Below are 21,954 nucleotides of genomic sequence, written 5' to 3' on the forward strand. Positions count from 1 at the left end.
CCAGGCCTAATCATCCTCGCCCCACTCGAATTCATGCGGCACGAACACCTTCCCGAGCTTGCGATACTCGCGCTCGGTGGCCTGCAGCAGATGCCGCCAGCCCACCGCCGTGCCTTCCGCGGCGGCCAGGAAGGCCGCGCCGATCGCGATGTTGTTGATGTTGCCCCCCGACAGCGGCGCGCGCTCGGCCAGCAGGGCGAAGTCGAGATCGTCGCCGAGCGGCGCGGCCGCCGGGAACGCGTTGCGCCACAGCGCGAGCCGTTGCGCCTCGCTCGGGAACGGGTATTCGACGATGAAGCGGAAGCGTCGCAGGAAGGCCTTGTCGATGTTCTGCAACAGGTTGGTCGAGAGGATCACGATGCCCTGGTAGGTCTCGATGCGCTGCAGCAGGTAGCCGGTCTGCAGGTTGGCGTAGCGGTCGTGCGCATCGCGCGTGTCGGTGCGCTTCGCGAACAGTCCCTCGGCCTCGTCGAAGAACAGCACCACGTTCATCGCCTCGGCCTGGTCGAACAGTTGCGCGAGCTGCTTCTCGGTCTCGCCGATGTACTTGCTGACGATGCTGGCCAGGTCGATGCGGAACAGGCCCAGGTTCAGCTCGTTGGCGATGATCGAGGCGGCCATGGTCTTGCCGGTGCCCGAGGGCCCGTGGAACAGCACGCTGAGGTTGCGGCTGGCCGGGTGCTTGGCGTAGAAGCCCCAGCCCTCGACCACCTGGTGCCGGTTGCGCGCGTAGTGCAGCACCTCGAGCAGCCAGTCGCGCGTCTCGTCGGGCAACACGATGTCGTCGAAGCGGTAGCGCGTGCGTACCTCCTGCGCGACCGCCAACTGGGTGCGCTGGCTCTGCTCGCGGCAGGCGTCGAACAGCCGCTGCGTGTCGGGATCCACCGCGCGGCCGGGCGCGGAGCTTGCCGGCACGGCGAGCCGGGCCGAATCGGCCCGCGCATCGCGCGCGAGCACGGCCGGCGGCGCGCCGGTTTTCGACAGGGCGCGCAGCGGCGGCGGCGGTCTCGTGGCCGGCTTGACGGCAGCCATGCGCGACACGGGCGACACCGCCTGCAAGGCCGGCGCCGCAACCGCAGGCGGCGCGGCGCCGGGCGGCGGGTTGTCAACGCGAGGGTCCGGCCCGTCGATCAGCCGGCGGCTCGCGGCATCCTTCAGCGCCATCACGATCTGCGATTCGGTGAAGGGATACTGGTTGACGAGCTGGGCCAGCACCGCCTCGTCCACCTCGAACGCGAAGGCCGGCAGGTGACGCCGCCAGATTCGCGCGCGCAGGGCCGAGTCGGGCGCGCCGATGCGGATCAGCGCGGGAATCGCGCGATGCGCCTGATGGCCGTGCGCGAGATCGGCCAGGCGCCGCGCCGGGCCGTTCAGCACCACCAGCAGGCGCTGGCTGTCGAGCGCGAGCCGCAGCAGCTCGTCGAGCAGGTCGTCGGCGCCGTCCTGGCTGCCGGCCAGCCACTGGCAATGGCTCAGCACCAGCACCCGGTTGCAGAGCAGCGCGTCGCGGCACAGCCGCTTCATCTGCGTCGCGAGCGCCGCGCGGCTGCGCTGCCGCTCGGCATGCGCGCGGGCGACCGCCCGACCGTCGAGCAGCGCGCCGTGCATGCCGAGCCGCGCGATGGTGGCCGCCGCGACCTGCGGCAGGCGTTCGAGGTCGGCGCCCTGCAGATGCAGCAGGTAGCTGCCCGGCTCGGCGTCGGCATCGACCACCGCCGCGAAGCGCGCGAGCTGCCGCAAGGGCTCGGCGTCGATCAGCAAGGCGTCGAGCGGCGGCTCGCCGGCCAGGCTCGCGAGCGGTTCGTCGAGCCGCAGTTGCGGCGCCGCGCGCGCCAGCAGGTAGGCGGCGATCGGCGCGCTCAGCCGGTAGCCGCCCGCGAGCGAGCCGAGGCGCGTGCCCGGCGCCAGCTCGACCAGCTCCCATTCGCCCAGCGCGGCGTCACGGCCCAGCCGCTGCAGCAGGCTCTCGGGCGGCATCGAGGCGTCGCCGGCGAGCAGCACGGCGCTGCCCAGAGGCACCTGCGGCACCTGCGGCACCTGCGGCACCTGCGGGCCTTCGTGCGCGAGCGTGCCGCCGCCGGCAGCGGCGCCATCCCCGGGGCCCGCCAGCGCATGCAGGATCGCCTCGTACCGGCGATCGAGCTCGGGCAGCAGCGCGCAGAGCAGCAGCGCCTCGTCGCGCGCGTCGAGGTGGAACAGCATGCACAGATGCATCCACGGCAGGAAGATCCAGGCATGCACGCTGGCGGCCGCGCGCGCCGCGTGGCGCTGCCGGCGCTGCGCGATCGCCGCGTCGAGTTCGGCCAGCTGCCTTGCCAACTGGCCGGACGAGGGCGCCGCGTGACGGGCCCGCCGCGCCAGTTCGTCGAGCCGGTCGGGGGCCGTCCCCTCGGCATCGGCCGCGTCGGGCGCCGGCGCCGGCGCCGCGGCACCCTCGCGCGATGCCGTCTCGTCGAGCTGGCGGCGCAGCAGCGCGCGCTCGATCAGGCTGTCGCCGAGCTCGCGCAGGGCATCGAGCAGCGCGACGTTGTCGGCATAGGGGGCTGCCTCAGCGAGCTGCATGGCGTTCGCTCCCGGCGGGCCGGAGGAAGTCGGCCAGCAGCACGATGCGCGGCGCGTCGCTGCGGTTCCAGGCGGCGTGCTCGACGGTATCGTCGAACACGAAGGCCCGGCCGGGCGTCCAGCGCCGCGTCTCGCCGCCCACCCGCAGCGCGCAGTCGCCCTCGGCGCGCAGGGCCAGGTGCAGCCGCAGCACCGCGCCGCTGTAGCCGACGTGCGGGGCGATCTCGGTGCCCGGCGCGAGCCGCGAGAAGCCGGCGTGGCGCAGCCCCGGCACCGCGCCGAGCAGGGCCGCGGTGCCGGGGCAGAACACGCAGTTCTCGAGGATCGGCCGTCCTTCCAGGTGCAGCCCGTAGACGTCCCAGCCGCGGTTGTAGAGCGCGCGCTCGGGCCAGGCGTCGAATTCGTCGGGCAGCAGCGCGTCGCATTCGTCGCGCACGACCTGCCAATCGCGTTCGAGGGCCGCGAGGAACGGAAATGCCGTCGAGGGCTGGAACATGGCTGCCTCCACTGGGTTCGAGGGATGCGTCACCAGAACAGGCGCCAGGCGCCGTCGAGCCAGGCGCCGTGACCCTGCAGCGTGATCCGGTATTGGCCCGGCCGCACCGGGAAGCCGCGCGCCTGGTGATAGCGCGTGCCCGAATGCAGGAACAGCGTGCCGGGCCGATAGGCCAGCTCGCGCGTCGGGCCGCGGCGCAGGCGCGCCTGCTGCGCCGCGCGATCGTCGAGGCGGGTCGCCTCGTGGCCGAAGTCCCACAGGCGCATGCCGGCGCCGCCGTCGGGCAGCGCCAGCGGCAGCGTGAACGAGAGCGTGGCGAGCGGCGTCGCGTCGCCGGCCTGGCGCGCCTGCGCGTCGAGGCCGAGCGCGAGATGTGCGGTGTCGACATGGATCGGATTGCCGGGGAAGGCCTCGCCGTCGCGTTGCCGGAACCAGTCGCCGTGCAGCACGTCGTGCTCCTCGCGCGCGGCGAAGGCCGGATCGGCGCCGAAGATGTGGAAGCCGGGCAGCGCGGTGGCGGGCTGCGTGTCGGCCAGCCAGGCCACCGGCCGGCCGAGCCGCTCGCGCAGCGCGGCCGCCAGGGCCGCGTAGAGCGGGCCGAACTCGGCCAGCAGGAACGGGTTGTAGCGCGCGGCCAGCCGCGCGTAGGGCCGCGCCGGGTTGGCGGTGATGTCGTAGTAGTTGGTGGCGCCCAGCGTGTGGAAGGGCAGGCGCGCGTGCCGCGCGATCCAGAACCCTTCCACGTCGAGCAGGCGCTCGACCAGTTCGGCGGCGGCGGCCTCGTCGAGCAGCGGGTGCTCGAACTCGGCATCGTCTGCCCTTGCCGGGCCCGGGTGGTTCGGATCGCTCATCGCCGCCTCCTCGTGATGCGCTACCAGTACAGGACGAAGCGCCCGTCGTCGCGCCGGATCCCGTGCCCCTGCAGCGTGATGCGCTCGACCGTGCCGTTGCACGCGAGCACCGCCTGGTGGGTCACGAGCCCGTCGTGGACGATCAGCATGCCGTCGCGATACGGGAAGAATTCGGGCTGCCCGGCTTCGTCGGCCCATTGGTTCAGGCCGCTGCCGGGCGGCGTCGACAGCGACAGCGTGAAGCTGACGAGGTCGCCCGCCGCCGGCCGCGACGCCGGATAGACGTCCTGGAACTGCAGGTCGCGGTGCACCTTGGCCACCGGCTCGCCGAACACCGGGTTCGGCAGGTAGATGTGGAAACCGGGCAGGGCGGCGTCCTCGGCCAGCATGGTCGGCGCGGCGAGGCTTTCGGCCAGCGCGGCGGCCACGCTATCGAGCAGCGGCTGGAACTGCCCGGCCAGCAGCGCGTTGCTGGCGCGGCGCGCGAGCGCGTCGCGATAGAGGCCGGTGCCGCTGCCCGGGCTGTCGAGGTAGGCCGCCAGGCCGAGCGTGTAGAACGGCACCAGCGGGTGGCGCTGGCGCCAGTGGCGGCGCGCCAGCATCACCCGCATCACCCAGTCCTCGCAGGCGGGCGCGTCGAGCAGCGCGAGATGGCGCGGCGCGAGCGACGAATCGAGGGACGGGGCGAGGGCGGGGCTACCGTTCATGGCTGCGGTTTCCTTGCGGTTCAGGCGCGCCTGATCAGGGCTGGCCCTGCGAGCCGTCGCCGACGATGCGCGTCAGCGCGCGGGTCAGCAGGCGCCGTTCGCTGTGGCTCAGCGTCTGGCCGAGCGCGGCCTGCAGGTTGTCGAGGAACAGGTCGACGTTGCGCTTGATCAGCACCAGATCGTGACGATTGGCTTCGTTGTCGTTGATCCGCACCAGCGCGCGCACGCCGTCGGCGAACAGGGCCCGCTGCTCGCTCGTGTAGCCGCGGCCGGTCAGTTCGGCGAACGCGGCGATCACGGCGTGCAGATCGGCGTCCGCCACGCGATTATCGGCAGCTTCGCCCGGCGGCGTGGCCGAACACACGATCCGGCGTAGCGCGGATGCGAACTGACGGCGCTCGATCTCGCCGCTGGCCGGGTTGACGGTGTCGCCCAGCACCTGGATCAGGTCGTCGACGCGGCCGTCGATGGCGCGCTGGGTGGAGGCCAGCATCGAGGCGCGCAGCACGCCCGAGTGCAGGTCGGCGCGCAGCCGCGCGAGCGCGTCGGCCATCGCGCTGGCCGAGCCCGCGCCGCCCGCGCCGCCGCCCGCGCCGCCGTGCTCGATCGGGATCCAGTAGAACTCGACCTGCGGCGCCTGCACCATGTCCGGCAGGGCGGTCAGCCGGACCGTCCAGGTCTCGCCGGCGCGCACCGGCAGCGTGAACGAGCCGGGCACCGGCACGTAGACGTTCTGCGGCCCCTTTTTCGATTGCTGGGCCGGCAGGTGGTAGGCGAGGCCGGTCGCGTAGGCGAAGCTGGTGATCGCGCCGCCGGCGGTGGTGACGCCCTCGAAGGTGCCGAAGTAATTGGTGCCGGCGGCCGGCTGGCCGACCGTGGCCATCACGAAGCCGTCGGTCTCGGCGATCTGGCTGAACTCGCCTTGCGGGTCGAGGTTGCCCTGGTTGTAGGCGCTGCGTGTTCCAAACGTGGTGGCTGCGGGAGTCGACATCGTAATCTCCGGGTTGGCTGGCTCGAATGGCCCGGCGCATCGCCTCGGCGGGCGCCGTCAAGGGTCGGAAAGCGCGCGGCGCGCGGCCACCCGCGCTCACACACGATCGGCGCCCGACCCGTCGCCGACCAGGCGCACCAGCGCACGCGTGAGCATGCGCAGTTGTCCGTTGTCGAATTGCGTGTTCAGGACCTTCTGCACGTTCTCCAGGAACAGGCCGATGTTCTGGCGGATCAGTTGCAGGTCGCCGCGGTTGCCGGCGGTGTCGTTGATCCGCACCAGCGCGGCCACGCCGTCGGCCAGCAGGTTGCGCTCGCCGCCCGTGAAGCTGCGCGCCAGGGCCTGCTCGAAGGCATCGATCAGGGTGCCGACATGCTCCTGGAAGGCGTCGGAGGTGGAGTGCACGGGCGCCGTGTCGGGCGCGCAGACGATCTTCGCGAGCTCGTCGGTGAAGCGCTGCCGCGCCTGCGCGTCGGGGCTCATGCGGGTGGCGTCGCCGAACACCTGTGTGAGGTCGCCCATGCGCTGCGCCACATCCCGACGTGAGGTGGCGACCATGCCGGGCAGCCCGCCGCCGCGCATGCGCTGAAGCAGCTTTTCGACCTGCGCGCCGAGGCTGTTTCCCGACAGGGCGGCCGTGTCGGCGGACGGCGGCTGGCCCGGTGCGTTCATGGCGGCGTGCCCGGCCTGCGCGCCGCCCGTGCCGAGCGGAATCCAGTAGAACTCGACCTGCGGCCTGGTGCCGTCGTCGGGGGTGGAGCTGAGCTCCACCTGCCATTTCTCCTGCTGCCTGACCGGCATCGTGAACGAGCCGGGCACCGGCAGATACATCTTGTCCTTGCCCGGTGTCTCGAAGGTCTGGGCAAACGCCATCGCATAGGTGAAGCTGGTCTGCGTGGGGCCCTCGTAGGTCGAACCGGTCAACACGCCGAGGAATTCCGGCCCGCCAGGGTTCGGCTGGCCGACGGTTGCCATCACGTAGCCGTCGGTGGCGGCGGTTTCCCAGTAGATGCGGTACTTGTCGTCGCCCTGCATGCTGGCCCAGGTGTAGACCTTGCGCGCACCGAGCATCTGAACGCTGCCGTTGGCGGCAAAGCTCACGCCCCCGGCGCTGAGCGCATCGCCGTCGAGTCGCGCGGCCTTGACCGTGGCCAGGCTCGTGATGTCGCCGCTGGCCGTCACGCTGTCGGCCGCCAGCGCGGTGACGGTGACGGCCGACCCGCCGACCGTCAGGGTCGGTTTGGCGCCGGACGGCGCGGCTTCCCCCGCGTGGAACAGGACGCGCTTGTCGGCGCCCAGCACCTCGGCGCTGACCGTCGCGGTCAGTGTCTTCACCGTCAGGTCGTCCGCGTCGATGCTGCCGGTGGTGAAGTTCACGTCGCCGTCCACTTGCAGCGCATAACGGCTCTGCACCTGGCCGAGCGGCACGTTGATCGCCACCGTGTTGTGCTGGTCGGCGCTGTTGGCGTCGCTGATCTCGTTGGTCACCACCAGCATGGCGGGCGGCTTGGTGCCGTCCGGGTTCGGGTCCACGCCGAAGTGCGCGAGCAGCGAGGGCGTGATCTGGTAGACCGAGGTGATCGCGAACAACTGCGCGTCGGGCTGGATCGGGGTGCCGTCGGGCAGGATCATGGTCAGCTGCGTGTCGGAGTCCACCGACTTCACGCGCATCTTCTCGGGCAGGGCGCTGGTGCTGTCGATGCGGATCGTCGCGTCGGCCGGCAGCTTGGTGAAGTCGGTGCCGGTGCCCGTTACCGTGGTGCCGCTGCTGCTGATGGTGCCCGGCGACGGGTCCTCGGCATCGCCGAGGTAGTACTTGCTGTCTTTCAGGTCGAGGGCGAACGCCGTGTCGATGCTCAGTTCGGTTGCCGTGTCGACCTTCTTCACGCTGCGCGTCTGCGCCACCGAGGTGCTCGGCTGGAAGCTGTCGATCACCAGCCTGCCGCCCACCTGGCACTTGCTCGTGAAGCTGGTGCCGGCGCCCCTGACGGTGCGCCCCTCGCTGCTGATGGTGCCGGCCGCCGATTGCGGCGCGCTGCCGTCGGCCGCGCCGTATCGATAGGCCGAGTTGGTGAGGATCACCGGGAACTGCTGCTGCAGCACCAGCTCGGTGTCGCTGACGATCTCGCTGATCACGCCCTTGAGCTGCACGATCGAGCCGATCGAGATCAGGTCGCCCACCGACACCTGCTGCGTGAAGGTGCTCTGGTAGCCCTGGATCACGCTGTTGCTCAGCGAGGTGATGTTGCCGTTGCCGACCACCGACTGCCCGCCGCCCACCGACAGCGAGCCGGCCGGCGTGCTGTTGCGGATCCCGACATTGCCCTCGTTGTAGTAGAGGTTGCTGGTGGGCGTGCCGATGGTCTCGCGGGTCCAGTAGCTCAAGGTCTGCAGCCCCTCGAGCTGCGAGCCGTTGCCGACGAAGCTCTGCGCCTGCACCACGCCCTGCGCGACCAGCGACTGGGTGGCGATCGAGGCGGCCGAGATCTGGCCGCCGACGTCGAGCGCGCAGCTCGGATCGCGATCGTTCAGGCCGATGCCGACCTGGCCGCCCGGCACGATGCTCAGCGCATGGCGCCCGGGCGTGCCGTCGCCGGACTTGAGCGAGGCCTGCGGGCCTAGGCCGACCGAGCCGTCGATGCCCACTTCCAGCAGGCTGGCATTCGCGTCGAGGCCGAAGCGCGCCAGCAGCGCGCGCTGGTAGGTGTAGCCGATCGAGGCGAGCGGCGGGTCGAAGGCCAGGTCGACCGTCACCATCTGCTTGTCGGGCTCGGCCTTGACGATGGTGCGCTGCTGGGCCAGGCCGAAGCGCATCGAGCCGTCGGGCAGCAGGGTGACGGGCGGGGCCGAGCGCAGCACGTCGCCGGGCTGGAAGAACGGCGAGACCGGCGCCGAGAACGACACCAGCTGGCCGTCCGAGCTGATCGCGCCGGGCCCGTCGAAGGCGAGCGGCAGGATCTCGAGGTTGGCATGGGGCTGGCTGGTGCCGATGCCGAGGTTGTCGAGCGTGTTGAGCACGCCGTCGAACTGGGTGCGCGAGGCCGCGATCTCGAGCGTGACCTGCTGCGCGGCGGCGTCGAGCCTGGCGAGCAGGCGCGGGTAGATGGTCGCGTCGTTCGGGTCGAGCGCGGCGGGCTGCGAGCTCGACACCGGATTGCCGCTGAGCCCGGCGCCCTCGGCGATCAGGGTCAGGCCGCCGAGCGTGGAGCTGACGTAGCGGCGCGCGGCGGTGCTGGCGCGGTAGTTGATCGCGTTGATGGTGCCCAGGCTCGAGAAGCTGACCACCGCCAGCACGATGTTGAGCCCCGGCTCCTTGAGGTTGAGCACCGGCTGGATCAGCGGCTGCGAGACGATGCGCTTGTAGCCCGCCACGCCGGACGGCTGCACCGTGTAGTCGGCATAGGCCTCGGCATAGCTGATGGTCAGGTAGTAGCTGGCGCCGGGCTGGATGTCGGTGAAGCGCACCACCTGCTGCGCGCCGAGGATGATCTGCCGGCCCAGGCTGTCGATCGCCATGCCGGGCAGCACGTCCACCTGGTCGTGCACCTGGGCGGAATCCCAGTGCACCTCCAGCCCCGAGGCGATGCCGTAGGTGTAGAGGCTGCTGTTGTTGATGCTCTGCACCGCCATGTGGTACTGCTGCTCGCAGATGAAATCGTCGGTCAGCAGCGCTTCGCCGGCGAAGTAGTTGGGACGCTCGATGGGGGGCGTGCTCATCGCGGCTCCCTCAGCCCGCGCGGGCCGGCGCGGCCGGCAGCGCGAACCAGGCGATCTGCACGCTCGGCGTGGTGTTGCTGCGCGTGAGGATGGCGGTGAGCGTCATCTGGAACGACGAGGTGCCGATCGCGGTGACGTTGACGGCATAGGGCACCTCGCCCAGCACGTTGGTGTTCACGGCGGTGGGCGGCACGCTGAAGGCCTGCGAGCCGTCGGGCAGGTAGTTGACGCTCACCGCCACCTTGTCGCCCGGCGCGGACAGCGTGCGCGTGTCGACCGTCTGCGCGCCGTGGCGCAGGCCGTCCAGGTTGGGCGGCGGCGTCACGGCGAGCATCGCGCCCTGCTGGTTGGTCCCCAGCGTGACGGGCAGCCGGCTGCTCACGCCGCTGCGCGCGTCCGCGATCTTGTCGATGGTGGTGGTGCCGGCCACCAGCGTGACCTCGGCGAGCTTGATGGCGTTGTCGGGCGCGTTGGTGCTGCTGGCGTTCTTCAGCACGGCCGCCTCGTTGGCGTAGTCGGGATTGTTCTTGTCGATCGCGGTGGACGCGTCGGGATAGCAGAGGTAGACGGCGTAGCTGTCGCCGAAGTCCCGGGTGGCGGCCAGCACGTTGCCGGTGTCGCCGGGGAACACCAGGAAGTTGCCGTTCGCGTCGAAGCCCGCGCCCGGATCCACCTTGACGGTATTGCCCTGCTGCGTCGGCAGCAGCCCGGACAGCACGCCGGGGGTGTAGAGGTAGCGGTTCTGCAGCCGGATCCAGTTCGAGAAATAGTTCTGCTCGATCGCCATGCTGGAGGCGGTCAGGAACATGCCGTCGGTGTAGTTCAGGCAGGTGGCGACGTCCGAGGGGATCTTGTCGGTGCTCATGAAAGGGGTCTCGTGTGATGGGGGCCCGGGCGCGGCCGGATCGTCATGGATGGGCCTTGTCGCCGCCGCTGCCGAGCAGCGTGTTGACGCCGAGCGTCGCGCAGCTTGCCGCCTGGTTCCTCGCGGGCGGCTTGTCGAGCAGGTGCAGGGTCGGCACGATGCCGATCCGGAAGCGCGTCGCGGCGGGCCGGATCCGCTCCAGCAACTGGCCGAGCTGCCGCACCAGTTGCTGGATCTGCGCCACGTTGCCGGCGGTCAGCAGGAAATCGGGCTGCGCGTAGTTCGGCAGCGTGATCAGCACGTCGAACACCCAGGGCGCGTAGCCCGACACCACCGGCCAGGGCGGGCTGTCGTTCTCCCGCAGGACGAACACGTCGCGGCTGGCGGGGTCGTCCTCCACGGTGATGCAGGCGGCCGGCGCGCCGAGCGCGGGCGCCGGGTTCGAGATGCCGACCGTGATGTTGCCGGGCGGCGTCTTGTGGGTTTCGCTCGGATCGGGCGGGGTCTCGCCGTCGACCGAGCCCAGCGAGACGCCGACGATCTGCATCGGCAGGTCGAGCAGCAGGTTGACCAGCAGCGAGAGGCCCTGCGGGGTGCCGCGCATGCGGTACAGCGCGAGGCTCTGCGCGATCACGTTGCGCTTCTTGTCGAGGCTCCAGTTGCCGTCGGGGATCAGGTCGACCCAGCCGCCCAGCCAGTCCAGGAAGCCGCCGAGCCAGGCCTCGATGGCGGCCTCGGGCGGCGGCCGGCTGCCCTGGCCGGCGAACTTCAGGGCCGGGTCGGGCGGCGTGGGCACGCCGATATAGCGGTCCAGGTCGGCGAGGATCTGCTGTTCCTGGGCGGTCGTCGCGCCCGAGATCGGCGGCATGAACTGCGTGTCCGACGGCGGGAACAGGAAGGACAGGCGCGGGTAGAACAGGTTGCCGATCACCTGCGCCGCCAGCAGCTCCTGGATGCCGCGCCGGCCGTCGAGCGCGCCGTCGTCGATGCCGGTCAGCAGCTTCTCGAAGATCTTCAGGTAGTCGCCGACGAAGGGCGCCGCGGCGTCCTGGTAGATCGCCGGCAGGTAGCGCAGGTAGGCCGAGGGCAGGCTGCTCATCCGTTCGCTCCGGTGGCGGTGATGTCGAGGCAGCGCAACTGCGGCAGCCCCGCGTAGCGCTGCGCCGAGCGGCCCGGCGGCAGCGCGGCCAGCAGCGTGTTGGCGCCGAGCTGGGCCATCTCGCCGAGCACGATGGTCGGCAGGTAGGTGTAGACGAAGCTGTCGATGGCTTCCACGCCCGGCACGCCGAGCACCAGGTGGCGCAGGTCGTCGGCGGTGGGCGCCTGGCCGTAGCGCCAGCCGCCCGCCGGGCCGCCGGTGGGCAGCAGGTAGTCGTAGAGCAGCGAGACCAGCGCGTCGAGGATCGGCGAGAGCTTCGCGCCCGCCACGCAGCGGATCGCGAGCGTCAGGTCGATCGAGGTGAATTGCGCGGCCTGCACCAGCAGCGTGCTGCCGGCCAGCACGCGCGGGGCGAGGTAGCCGTTGACGTTGTAGAGCAGGGTGCTGGTCTGGTCCTGCCGGTCCTGCTGGTTTTGCGGCGCGAGCAGCAGCAGGCGGCGCGCGATGCTGGTGGAGCCCGGGTATTCGCCCGTGTTCGGCCAGGGCGGGTACTGGTAGCCGAGCGGCGCGTTGCCGAGCAGGTAGAGCTGGATCGCCTGGTCGTGCGTGAGCGCGTAGGCGGCCACCAGCAGCAGCATCGGCGCCAGCGGCGGATTGGCCTTGGCGCGCTGCGCGTTCTGCGCGGCGATCACCGGGTTGGCCTGCATCGCGAGCGTGCGCGTGTCGTCCAGCGTCAGCGCCATGTAGGGCTGCTGGCGGTAGAGCAGCACCTCGCGCTGCAAGGCCGCGCGCGAGGTGGGCTGACCCGTCTCCAGGCGCGCGAGCGCGGCGCGCAGCGCGAGGAAGTCGGCGTCGTGCTGCTTGTCGGCCAGCGCGGCATAGGGCGGATCGCTCGGCGTGGGCGAGCCCGAGTACAGGCCGAGCACCCAGCGCAGGAAGTTCTCGTCGGTGACGAGCGGGATCCGGTCGGCCTGGTAGAGCAGCGATTCGCCGATCCAGGTCAGCAATTGCAGCAGGGTGATGCCCGGGTCGCTGTCGTTGTAGTCGGTCCACTGGTCGGTGTATTGCGGGATCCGCCGCACCAGCTCGGTGAGCAACTGCGCGTAGGTCTGCGTGTCGAGTTGCGGCAGCTCGAAGCTCATCGCGCGGCTCCGCTGCCGCCCGTGGCGGCGGTGACCCGCACCGTCATGGCGCCGGCGATCGGCAACTGGTCGGGGGCGAGCGCCACGTCGCCGTTGGCGCGGCCGTTCAGGCTCAGCGCCTGCACCGCCGTCACGCCCGGCAACTGGCGCAGGAAGCGGTTCACCACCATGGCCCGCACCGGCTCGCCGAAGGCCCAGCCCTGCCCGGCCGGGCCGCCGAACACCGGCTGCAGGAAGGCCGCGAGCTGCGCGGCGAGCGTCAGCTGCAGCGCGTTGCGCTGGTCGGGCGCGCAGTTCGCGGTAACCTGCGCGAGCACCGCGACCGCCACGAAGGACGGCGCGACGAAATCGATGCGCGGCGCGAGCGTGGCCAGCACCTGCGCGCGCACCGCGGCGGCGACCGTCTCGATGGTCTGCGGCGTGGTGTAGGGCATCGGGTCGAGCGAGCGGGCCAGCAGCGGGATGCGGATCCGCTGCTCCGGCGTCTCGATCGCGCGCGAGCGCGCGACCTGCTGGCTGGCCTGCGCGGCCAGCGCGGCCAGGTCGTCGAGGTCGACCGCGTAGCCGTCGGCCTTGACCAGGGCCGGGCCGCTCGCCGCGATGTCGTCGGCGCCGTCGCCGTCCACGCCGCCGCGCGCGGCCGACGGATTGGACACCGCGTCGATGCCGCTGATGCCGGGGCGCAGCAGGCTCAGGGTATTGACGCCGACGTTGCCGTGCAGGCCCTGGGTGGTGTCGTAGCGGGCGGCCACCACGTTGTTGTAGCCGGCCGGCGGGATCATGCCGTTGTAGCCGTCGCCGAAGCTCACCAGCCCGTTCCGGCAGTCGAGCGTGTAGACGCGGTCGCTCGGCCCGCACAGCGCGAAGTTGTCGACCTGGGTCCAGATCCGGCCGATCGTGTCCGGGCTGGCGTCGCCGGCCGCGCTGGTGCCGCCGCCGCGCGTGCCGCCGGCGCGTTCGCCGTAGCCGCGCGCGCCGGCCGCGCCCGAGGCGTCGCTGCCCGGTGTGGCGGCGGTGCCCGCCGAGCCGGCCGCGGCCGTGCCGCCGAGGCTGTCCGACAGCGAGCCCGCGCCGGACATGTCGTCGATGCCGCGCGGCTCGTCCACGCGCAGTTGCAGCTCGGGCAGCACCGGCGGATAGGCGATCTGGAAGCGCTGGCCGGGCTGCTGGTTGCTGGAGCCGAGCACCTCCTCGACGATGGTGGTGACGTTGCCGGCCATCACCGCGTTCGGATAGAGGCCGAGCACGCGGATGGTCCGCTCGACGTGGGCGTTCTCGACGCGGAACCAGAAGGCCAGTTGCGAATAGAGCGGGCTGGCCGGCATGTCCGCCGGCACCTGGATCGCGACGATGCCCGAGCGGCTCAGGCCGTAGGTGCCGTCGTCCACCGGCAGCGGCTGCCAGGCCGCGCCGTCGAAGTACTGCCAGTCGAGCGGCCGGCCCGGCTCGGCGCGCTCGCCCTCGATCGACAGGTAGAGCTGCAGCCGGCGCCCGACGCTGTCGGTCTCGAAGCCGGCGGGCTCGAAGGCGAAGTAGAAGCCGCTCAGCTCGGCGTCGACCGGCACGTAGGGCGCGGCCAGGAAGCGGCTGGCCGCGAAGGCGTTGTAGGTCCAGAAGCGCGAGGGCGCGGCCGAGTAGGTATAGCCGAGCTGGAGGCTGCGGATGAAGGGCGGCGCGAACTGCGCCTCACTGAACTGGTAGGAGAAGTTCACGCCCTCCACGTCGTTGAGCCAGGCGATCAGCGCGGCCTTCTGCTCGGGCGGCAGGATGCTGTCGGGCACCTGGTCGATGGTGCTGGAAATGCTCGAGGTGCTGAAGCCGCCGGGCGCGCCGTAGCCGCCCGCGGCGATCACCGCGCGGATCCACAGCCCCTCGCTGCCGGTCACGGTGACCGGCTTCATCGCCGGGCAGAGGAAGGCGATCGAGGTCGGCCGCCCGCTGGTATTGCCCTGCAGGTTGCTGGTGGTGTCGACCCACTGGTACAGGTTGCGTTGCGCGGCGGTGGCGTTGAAGGGACGCCAGGCGCTGCCGTCCCAGAACTGCCAGACGATCTGCACCGGGTAGGTCTGCGCGACCGGCGCGAGATCGAAATCGAGGCTCACGCGCGCGCCGGTGCGCGCGAATACCGCGTCGCTGCGCACGTAGAAGGCGTCGTTGGCCTGCGGGGTCTCGCCGAACGGGTAGGCGCCGTTGGCGATGTCGAGCGCGACCACGTTGCAGGCGGCCTGCTGAGGCTGGATCTGGCCGCCCTCGAGCGTGCACTGGCAGCCGTCAATGATCGGCAACTGCCCGGCCAGCGTCGACAGGATCGGCATGCCCGGCGCCGGGCAGGTCAGCAGCCAGTTCTCGGTGGAGGGGTCGGCCAGCGCCGCGCACGGATCGGAAAACCCCGCGCCGGGGTCCTCGCGCGCATAGAGCGATTCCACCAGCGTCTCGATCGAGACGGCCGGCGCGAGCGGCTGGCCGGGCAGGGTGATGTCGAGCCGGCGCGCGTCGTCCGAGCCGGCCAGCACCACCGCCAGCGGGCTCAGCGCGGCGTCGAACCATTGCCCGAAGTAGTCGGGATGGAGACGCTCGCCGACCAGCGTGATGGTGATCCGCTGCGGCGTCGGATCGGGCTTGAACAGATTGGCGTCGCCGATCATGAACCAGTGGCCGAGCGGCGTCGCGATGATGTCCTGGTCGTCGGGCCCGAGGAACAGCGCCGCGCCCGGCGGATCGTCGGCGCCGGCCAGCGCGGTCTCGAAGGCCGGCATCGCGTCCAGGTAGCTGTCCTGCGAGGGCATGATGGTCATCGCCGCCGTCAGCCGGGCCGGCACCGCGGTGAAGTCCTGCTCGGTCTGGAAGCGGATCTGTTGCGCGTCGGGCGGGATCACTGCGGTCTGCGCCGGCACCAGGCGCGCGCCCTGGCCGGGCTTGAGCGTGAAGGCCAGCGGCGCGCGCGCCGGCTGCGGCGGGCGCGGCGAGAGGCCGAGGAACTGGAAGAACGACTGGCGGCGCTGGTAGGGGATCCGGTTCTCGATCAGCGCGGTATAGCCGCCCAGTTGCGCGAACAGGTTCAGCAGCACCAGGCCCGGGTCCTGGTTGACGGCGGCGGCGGTCGCCGCGGGATCGAGCCAACTGCCGGGGTCCTGCAGCGGCGGCGGCCAGTTGCCGCTCCACTGTTGGGTGTAGACGGTCGCCAGCGTCAGCGCCTGCCGATAGAAATCGTCGGGGCTGCGAAAGTCGAGGATCGGCTCGGCCATCGTGGCGGGCTCCGGGGGCGCGCGTCGGCTCAGGCCTGCCCGTCGCCGGGGGCCGCCTGCTGGCGCAGCTCGTCGCGCAGCTCGGTGAGCGCCTGGATCGCGCCGCCGATGCGCAGCAGGGTCTGCTGCAGTTCGCGCTGCTTGGTCTCGAGCGCGCGCAGTTGCTGCTCGCCGGCGCGGCGGTTGTCCTCGAGTTCCTGGATACGGGCGGTGAGCATGGCTTCGTTCATGGTGCGGGTCGGCTTACTTGAGATAGAAGGGGTACACGAGGTTCTGCGGCTGGTTGCGCTCGCGGATCAGGTAGTCCACCGAGATGCGCAGGCATTGCGGCGTGTCGGGCGCGATCGTCACCTGCACCGCCAGCGTCTGGATGCGCGGCTCCCAGCGGTTGAGCGCCTGGGTCACGTAGAGCTGGGCCAGGCTCACGGCGGTGGCGTTGCCGGCCGCGAACACCAGCTCGTTGATGCGGCAGCCGAACTCGGGCAGCATCACGCGCTCGCCCGGCGCGGTGCGCAGGATGATCAGGATTGCCTGGCGGATGTCGTCGGCGCCGGCCGCGAGCATCACGGCGCCGCCGTGCACGGCCACGGGGAAGGCCCAGCCCTGGCCGAGGAAGTCGCTTGGCGTGCTCATCTCAGCCGATCATCACGTTGGACAGCCCCAGTACCTGGAGCGTCGGCGGCGGCGCCTGCGGGCCGCCGGGCGGGATGTCGTGGCAGGTCTCGCAGAAGTCGCCCATGCGCGCGGCGCCCCGGCCGTTGATGCGCACCGTCATGCTGCCCAGCACCACCCGGCCGAGGTTGGTGGGCGGCACCTGGAAGGTGCCCGAGCTCGGGATGTGGGGCGGCAGGTTCTGCCCCATCGAGCCGACCGTGGCGGCCGGGCGGCCGTTGATGCGCACGTTCAGGCTGGTATTCATCGAGATCTTGCCGTTGAACGGAAACGGCTGCGGGGTCGGCACCGGGCCGCCCGGGCTCGGCACCAGCACCACGTGGATGTCGGCGGCGTTGACGATGCTGTCGCCCATCTTGGCTGCGGCTTGTCCCATCGCGGCGCTCCGTCTAGTTCAGGTCGATCATGGTGGCCGACAGCTTCAGGTTCTGGCCGCCCTGCACATCCAGCGTGGCCTGGCCCAGCGTGGCCTTGACGCTGCCGGCGGTGTTGCGCAGCGTCACCTGCGCGCCGGTGATGGTCAGCTTGCCCTTGGCGGTGATCGACAGGTCGCCCTCGCTGGCGAGTTCGATCGCGTTGGTCGCGCTGTCGATCCGGATGCGGTTCTGCCTGGCATCGACGATGGTCACGCCGCCGCCGTTGGGCGAATCGTCGAGCGTGATGGTCTTGCCGCCCTTGGTGCGGATCACGCGCAGGTCCTGCTGCTGGTCGACGGGCACCGGCGGTTTCTGCGCGCCGTTCCAGAGGAAGCCGATCACGTAGGGCTTACTGGCGTCGCCGTCGGCGAAGGCGATCAGCGCGGCGTCGCCGGGCTGCGGCAGGAAGAACGCGCCGCTGTTCGGGCCGGCGAAGAAGCTGGCGATCTGCGCCCAGTCCGATTCGATCTCCGCGCCCTTCAGCAGGAAGCTCAGTTTCACGCGGCCGTAGCCTTCGGGGTCGCGCGTGTCGGCCACCTTGCCGAGCGTGACGCCGAGCGCCAGCGATTCGGGCGACAGGCTGGGCGAAGGACTCATATTCCGGTTCTCCTCAGGGTGAATTCGGTCTGGTAGCCGTCCTCGACATCGTAGGTATGGGTGCTCGAGGTGACGTAGTAGATGCCGTTGAAGCGCTGGCTCAGGCCGGTCAGCCGCACGTTGATGCCGGCCACCAGGCTGGCGTCGCCCAGCACGCTGGTGCGCCCCTCGATGAAGCCGGCCAGGTTGCGCTGGTATTGCGCGGCCGCCACCGCCTGCAGCGCCTCGGGCGAGTTGATGTTGGGGCGCTCGTAGCGCACCGCGGAATCGGGGAAGCCGTCGGCGGCCTGGTAGCCGGTCTCGGTGCCGCCCATCCGGTCCTTCGCGGTGCCGCTCGCGGCGGTGGCCGAGAGCGGCTGGTTCGAGACGATGTCGTAGCTGCTGACGGTCACCTGCTTGCCCAGCGTCGGCAGGCGCAGCGCGAGCTCGAGGTCGTCGACGTCGGCCGGGAAGTTCAGCGTGCGCACCGGGCTGCCGCCCTCGGCCGACGGCCGGAACACCAGGGTGGTGTCGTCCATCAGCAGCTCGTGGTTGATCTGCGCGCAGCGGCTCATCAGGAAGTCGTAGTCGCTCTGGTTGTTCTGCAGCACGTAGTCGTTGACGATGCCGGCGCGGCCCTGGGCGCGGATCGTCAGGCCCGCGGCGCTGGCCACCTGGGCGGCGATGTCGTTGTCGCTGGCCTGCTGGTAGGTGCGCGTGCGGGTGCCGAAGCGCAGCCGGTACATGCGGTCGAAGCCGCGGATGGTGGCGCTCGAATACTGGCTGAAGTGCGGCTCGATGGCGGTGATCTCGCCGTTGACGAGCTGGGTCGGCTGGTCGATGCCGAGCCAGATCGAGATCGCGTCGCCGGGGGCGAAGGCGTCGAGGTTGACGTCCTGCCAGGCGCCGGTGGGCGAGACGATGTTGAGCGTGAAGCTGAACATGGTCGGCAGGTTGATCTCGTGCTGCACGCTCACGCTGCTGATCGCCGCGGCCACCGCGCCCGACAGCGCCTGGCGGTTCTTCAGGATCCGGAAGCCGCCGGTCTGGACGTCAGACATGGGCCGCCCCGTTGAAGGATTCGCCATGCACGTCGATGATCACCAGGGTGCGGCCGATGTCCTGGCGGGTCGGGAAGTTCAGCGGATCGTCGATGCCGTTGGTCTCGGCGATCAGGCGCCACTGGCCCGGGTCGCCGAGCGTGCGCTGGGCGATCAGGTAGAGCCGGTCGTTCTCGCTCACCTGCCAGAGCCGCCGGCAGTTGAAATAACCTTGCGCGCGCAGGTCCTCGTCGGGCGTGAGCACCGATTTGAGCGTGACGCTCAGTTCGGCACGCACCGGCACGCCGGAGGACAGGAACATCGTGAACTTCTGGTCGAGCTTGCTGATCATGCCGACGAACAGCGGGCCGGCCCAGGTGAACACCACCACCGGCGGCTCGCGGCGCTGGGCGGTGCCGATGGTCGGCTGGGTCAGGGCGGCGATGCGGTTGGTCAGGCTGCGCACGTCGGTCTGCTTCTCGTAGGTGTCGAAGAACAGCGAGACCGTCAGGTCGTCGTCGTCCACGCGCTGGAACTGCACGTTCGAGCCCTGGCCCTGCAGTTGCACGGTCTTGTTCAGCGACAGCTCGGTGGGGTTGTACATGACCGGGATCTCCTCGCCGGTCTTCTGCACCACGATCTTGGCCATCTCCAGCATCAGCGGGCTCCCAGGCGATAGCGTTCGGCGCTGGCGCGGCCGGCCAGCGCGGCCTCCACGCCGCGCACCAGCGAGCGCATCAGCGCGGGCGAGCGCAGCGTGTCGGCGACGGTCGCGCGGATCTGCTCCAGGTGTTCGCGGCGATGCAGGATCTCGCGCACCACCTGGGTCTGCACGGTCCGCTCGATATGGCGGATCTCGCGCTCGACCTCGGCCGCGCTGCGCCCCGGGGCGCGGCGGTAGGCGTGGGCGATGGCGCGGGATCGGGCTTGGTTGTCGCCGTAGCGGTACAGGGCGGGCTCGGCGGCGGCAAGGCGTGGTGCGAGAGGCGCGGCCGAGGCCAGGACAGGCGCGGCGGCGATGCTCGCGGCGCGAGGCCCGGCTGGCGGCGAAGCGATGATCCGCGTGGACGCGGATGGCGAGGCGATGGCCCGGGAGACGGGCGCGGGCGAGGTGACGGCCAGCGACGCGGCGGCCCGGGCGAGCGCGGCGGCCGGGGGCAGCGCCTTGCCTTCGCGCGTCAGGATGCGCACGCGGCGGGGCGCGGGGGCGGTGTGCGCGGAGGAGGTCGGGCGACGCGCGGCCGTGCCGCTGCGCGATTCGACGTGCCTGGCGAGCCGTGTCGATGCGGGCAGCGTCGAAGGCTCGGGCGTCGCGATCGATGCGGCGGCTGTCGGCGCGGCCGACGCGGGACCGCCGTGCGCGAGCAGCGACAGGCGGGCGGCCATGAAGACCCGGTCCGGGTGCGGCGCGAATCCGGCGGCGCGTTCCGACGCGCTCGAAACCACGGCGAGCTGGACCAGGCGATGCATGGCGACCTGCCGCGTCGCGCGCGAAGCCGCCGTGCCGGGCAGGCGCGCCGCACGAACCGGGGCGAGGGCGGGTGCCGGTGCGATTCGCTGCGTCAAGGCCGCGAGGATGTCGGTTTGCCGTGCCCGATCGATCGGCGCTTCGCGGTCGATGGAGCGTGCCGGCGCGCGCAGCGTCATCACCGTGGCGGGGAGGGGCGACGACACATGAATCGATGCGCCGGCACGCTGCTTGTCGTTGCTGCCGCGAGCTTGGCCGATCATGCGCAGGGACGGCGCCGTGTCGGCGGTTCGCGGGCTCGGTTCGGCGGCTCGCGAGGGGTCGGCGATGCGCATGGCCGGCATGTGCGAAGCCGGAACCAGCCGTGCCGGCGCTCGCCGCTCGCGACCATCGTGGTTCGCCTGCGCGGCGGCGGACGCGGGCCGTGCATGATCGCGCCGGGCCGCCGCTGTCGATGTGGGTACCTCGCTGCGCGCCGTCGAGCGCATCACGAGACGCAAGCCGCCGGGCGTGTCTCCAGCGCGGGCCGGCCCGCTTTCCGCCGGGATCGAGCGTGCCGCCCGATAGACGATCTCGCGCGCGAGGGTGGCGACCACGAAACGCGTCGCCGGCAGGTGCATGCCGGCCGGCGCGGACAGCCGCGCTTTCAATCGGCGATCCACCGCGGCGTCGATCACCTGCGCCCGTGCCGCGGCGACTTCACGCGCGACCGACCTCCACCCGATCTCGCGCGCCTTGGCGCGGCCGAGCGCCAAGGCGCGAGCAATCTCTCCACGAGCGCCGCGTTCACCACGCTCACCACGCTCACCACGCTCACCACGCTCACCACGCTCACCACCGGCGCGCGCCAGCACCTGCCGGAACAGGCGCTGCACCAGCGTCACCTGCCGCAGATGCAGCGCGAAGGCCTGGCTCAGCGCGATCGACACGCTGCCCGCGGCCGAGCGCAGCAGCACCATGGGCGCGGCCGGCTGCGCGGCGCCGTGCAGCCGCGCGCCGACCCGGGCGATCCGCGCGCCGCGCGCGGCAAGATGCCGAGCCCGCCGCGCCGCCGGCGCCCCGGCGGCCGCGCCGGCCCGCATCGCGGCCAGCCGCATGCGCCTCATGCGCCGCCCCCGCGCTTGCTGATTCCCTCGTGCGCGAGCGTGAAGCTCTGGGTGGCGACCAGCGTCTGCCCGGCGTCGATCTGCGGCCCCTGCCACTCGATCGGCCAGGCGTTCAGGAAATTCCAGGCGATGGTGGTATTGCCGAGGTTGTCGAGCAGGTAGATGGTGCCGTTCTTGCGCACCACCTGGCCCGACGAGGCCGCCATGAACCAGTTCCACAGCGGATCGACCGAGCTCACGCCGCCCTTGAACACCAGGTCGCTGCCGATCACCTGGCCGGGCAGCTTGTATTCCACGTCGTTGACGCCGCCCTGGCGGATCGTCTTGACCTCGTTGCGGATCTGCAGCCCGTCCACCGAGCTGAAGCCGCCCACCAGGATCCCGCCCATCTCGATGCAGAAGTTGTACGCCATGAACGGATTGGCGCTGGCGGCCGGCTGCCGCGCGGGGCTCGATCCCAAAGCCATCTCATATCCCCAGTCGAAGACTCTTCTCGCGCTCGTCGCTGTTCATGGTGTCGTTGATGCGGCTGATCCGTTCGCACCAGCGGCGGCGCTCCGCGTGCTCCATCGCCAGGATGTCCCTGTACGACCAGTGGAAGTGATACGCGATGAACGCGATCTCCTCGTAGATCTGGTCGGGCACTACAGGGAGGCGAGTTTTCCCGCGCTGTCCATCCCCGGCATCGCCACCACGTTGTCCTCGGCCTGCACCTGGTTGATGCGGTTGTAGAGATCCTGCAGATAGGCGAAATCGGCCGAGAACAGGTCCTCGACCACCTTGGTGCTGACCATGTCGAGGCTGCCCAGGCGCACGATCACGCGCGACAGCACGATGATCGCCAGGTAGGCCGGATTGGCCTGCACGCGATGGTCCTTGAGCGGCAGGATCTCGTCGCCGGCGGTGGCCAGCCGCATCACGCCGTTGCGGTGCAGGTTGCCGTCCCCGTCGCGATAGCCGATCGGGAGCGTGAATTCGATTTCGGTGCTGATGACATTCAT

The 21,954-nt window shown here is 71.1% G+C and carries 20 protein-coding genes; all 20 read right to left on the reverse strand.

The annotated features are described in order from the left end of the window. Positions 1-6: 6 nt before the first annotated feature. The 20 genes from FB600_RS09325 to FB600_RS09415 all read right to left on the reverse strand — a co-directional run bounded on the left by FB600_RS09325 (position 7) and on the right by FB600_RS09415 (position 21,954). A complete protein-coding gene (locus FB600_RS09325) occupies positions 7-2,562 on the reverse strand; it encodes an ATP-binding protein (RefSeq protein WP_145756617.1) in 2,556 nt (851 codons plus the stop codon). Then, the gene (locus FB600_RS09330; RefSeq protein WP_096750874.1) at positions 2,549-3,058 is read right to left on the reverse strand and encodes an aspartyl/asparaginyl beta-hydroxylase domain-containing protein; all 510 of its coding nucleotides are present in this window, start codon (positions 3,056-3,058) and stop codon (positions 2,549-2,551) included. The genes FB600_RS09325 and FB600_RS09330 overlap by 14 nt, the downstream gene beginning before the upstream one ends. Positions 3,059-3,087: 29 nt before the next feature. Next, positions 3,088-3,909: a hypothetical protein gene (locus FB600_RS09335; RefSeq protein ID WP_145756619.1), complete on the reverse strand. Its 822-nt coding sequence runs from the start codon at positions 3,907-3,909 to the stop codon at positions 3,088-3,090. A gap of 20 nt (positions 3,910-3,929) precedes the next feature. Beyond that, entirely contained in the window at positions 3,930-4,616 is a 687-nt protein-coding gene (locus FB600_RS09340; RefSeq protein WP_096750876.1) for a hypothetical protein, read from the reverse strand. Positions 4,617-4,650: 34 nt separating this feature from the next. Continuing rightward, positions 4,651-5,607: a hypothetical protein gene (locus FB600_RS09345; protein ID WP_145756620.1), complete on the reverse strand. Its 957-nt coding sequence runs from the start codon at positions 5,605-5,607 to the stop codon at positions 4,651-4,653. A 96-nt stretch (positions 5,608-5,703) separates the two neighbouring features. After that, positions 5,704-9,324 carry a hypothetical protein gene (locus FB600_RS09350; RefSeq protein ID WP_098152063.1) on the reverse strand — a complete coding sequence of 1,207 codons (3,621 nt, stop codon included), beginning with the start codon at positions 9,322-9,324 and terminating at the stop codon, positions 5,704-5,706. A 10-nt stretch (positions 9,325-9,334) separates the two neighbouring features. Next, on the reverse strand, positions 9,335-10,189 hold the full coding sequence (locus tag FB600_RS09355; protein ID WP_096750879.1) for a hypothetical protein: 855 nt from the start codon (positions 10,187-10,189) through the stop codon (positions 9,335-9,337). Between the two features lie 43 nt (positions 10,190-10,232). Then, entirely contained in the window at positions 10,233-11,288 is a 1,056-nt protein-coding gene (locus tag FB600_RS09360) for a phage tail protein (protein WP_145756622.1), read from the reverse strand. Then, positions 11,285-12,430: a hypothetical protein gene (locus FB600_RS09365; RefSeq protein WP_096750881.1), complete on the reverse strand. Its 1,146-nt coding sequence runs from the start codon at positions 12,428-12,430 to the stop codon at positions 11,285-11,287. Before FB600_RS09365 ends, FB600_RS09360 begins: the two co-directional genes overlap by 4 nt. Next, positions 12,427-15,675, reverse strand: a complete 3,249-nt coding sequence (locus tag FB600_RS09370) for a hypothetical protein (RefSeq protein WP_145756624.1) — start codon at positions 15,673-15,675, stop codon at positions 12,427-12,429. The genes FB600_RS09365 and FB600_RS09370 overlap by 4 nt, the downstream gene beginning before the upstream one ends. A 29-nt stretch (positions 15,676-15,704) precedes the next feature. Beyond that, positions 15,705-15,905 (reverse strand): hypothetical protein, encoded by a 201-nt coding sequence (locus FB600_RS09375; protein ID WP_096750883.1) that lies wholly within the window; start codon positions 15,903-15,905, stop codon positions 15,705-15,707. Positions 15,906-15,918: 13 nt separating this feature from the next. Then, complete coding sequence (locus tag FB600_RS09380; protein WP_096750884.1) at positions 15,919-16,308, reverse strand: GPW/gp25 family protein; 390 nt, start codon at positions 16,306-16,308, stop codon at positions 15,919-15,921. 1 nt (position 16,309) lies between these two features. Further along, the gene (locus tag FB600_RS09385; RefSeq protein ID WP_098152069.1) at positions 16,310-16,723 is read right to left on the reverse strand and encodes a PAAR domain-containing protein; all 414 of its coding nucleotides are present in this window, start codon (positions 16,721-16,723) and stop codon (positions 16,310-16,312) included. Between the two features lie 13 nt (positions 16,724-16,736). Beyond that, positions 16,737-17,360: a phage baseplate assembly protein V gene (locus tag FB600_RS09390; protein ID WP_096750886.1), complete on the reverse strand. Its 624-nt coding sequence runs from the start codon at positions 17,358-17,360 to the stop codon at positions 16,737-16,739. Next, the gene (locus tag FB600_RS09395) at positions 17,357-18,400 is read right to left on the reverse strand and encodes a phage late control D family protein (protein WP_096750887.1); all 1,044 of its coding nucleotides are present in this window, start codon (positions 18,398-18,400) and stop codon (positions 17,357-17,359) included. Before FB600_RS09395 ends, FB600_RS09390 begins: the two co-directional genes overlap by 4 nt. Further along, a complete protein-coding gene (locus tag FB600_RS09400) occupies positions 18,393-19,037 on the reverse strand; it encodes a peptidoglycan-binding protein LysM (protein ID WP_096750888.1) in 645 nt (214 codons plus the stop codon). Before FB600_RS09400 ends, FB600_RS09395 begins: the two co-directional genes overlap by 8 nt. Next, positions 19,037-20,944, reverse strand: coding sequence for a hypothetical protein (locus tag FB600_RS09405; protein ID WP_145756626.1), 1,908 nt, complete (start codon positions 20,942-20,944; stop codon positions 19,037-19,039). The genes FB600_RS09400 and FB600_RS09405 overlap by 1 nt, the downstream gene beginning before the upstream one ends. 5 nt (positions 20,945-20,949) lie before the next feature. Beyond that, the gene (locus tag FB600_RS09410; RefSeq protein WP_096750890.1) at positions 20,950-21,420 is read right to left on the reverse strand and encodes a phage tail protein; all 471 of its coding nucleotides are present in this window, start codon (positions 21,418-21,420) and stop codon (positions 20,950-20,952) included. A 1-nt stretch (position 21,421) separates the two neighbouring features. Further along, positions 21,422-21,598 (reverse strand): DUF6760 family protein, encoded by a 177-nt coding sequence (locus FB600_RS37140; RefSeq protein ID WP_013690021.1) that lies wholly within the window; start codon positions 21,596-21,598, stop codon positions 21,422-21,424. Next, on the reverse strand, positions 21,598-21,954 hold the full coding sequence (locus tag FB600_RS09415) for a hypothetical protein (RefSeq protein ID WP_096750891.1): 357 nt from the start codon (positions 21,952-21,954) through the stop codon (positions 21,598-21,600). Before FB600_RS09415 ends, FB600_RS37140 begins: the two co-directional genes overlap by 1 nt.

The organism is Burkholderia sp. SJZ089 (assembly GCF_007828315.1).
GTDB lineage: Bacteria > Pseudomonadota > Gammaproteobacteria > Burkholderiales > Burkholderiaceae > Burkholderia > Burkholderia gladioli.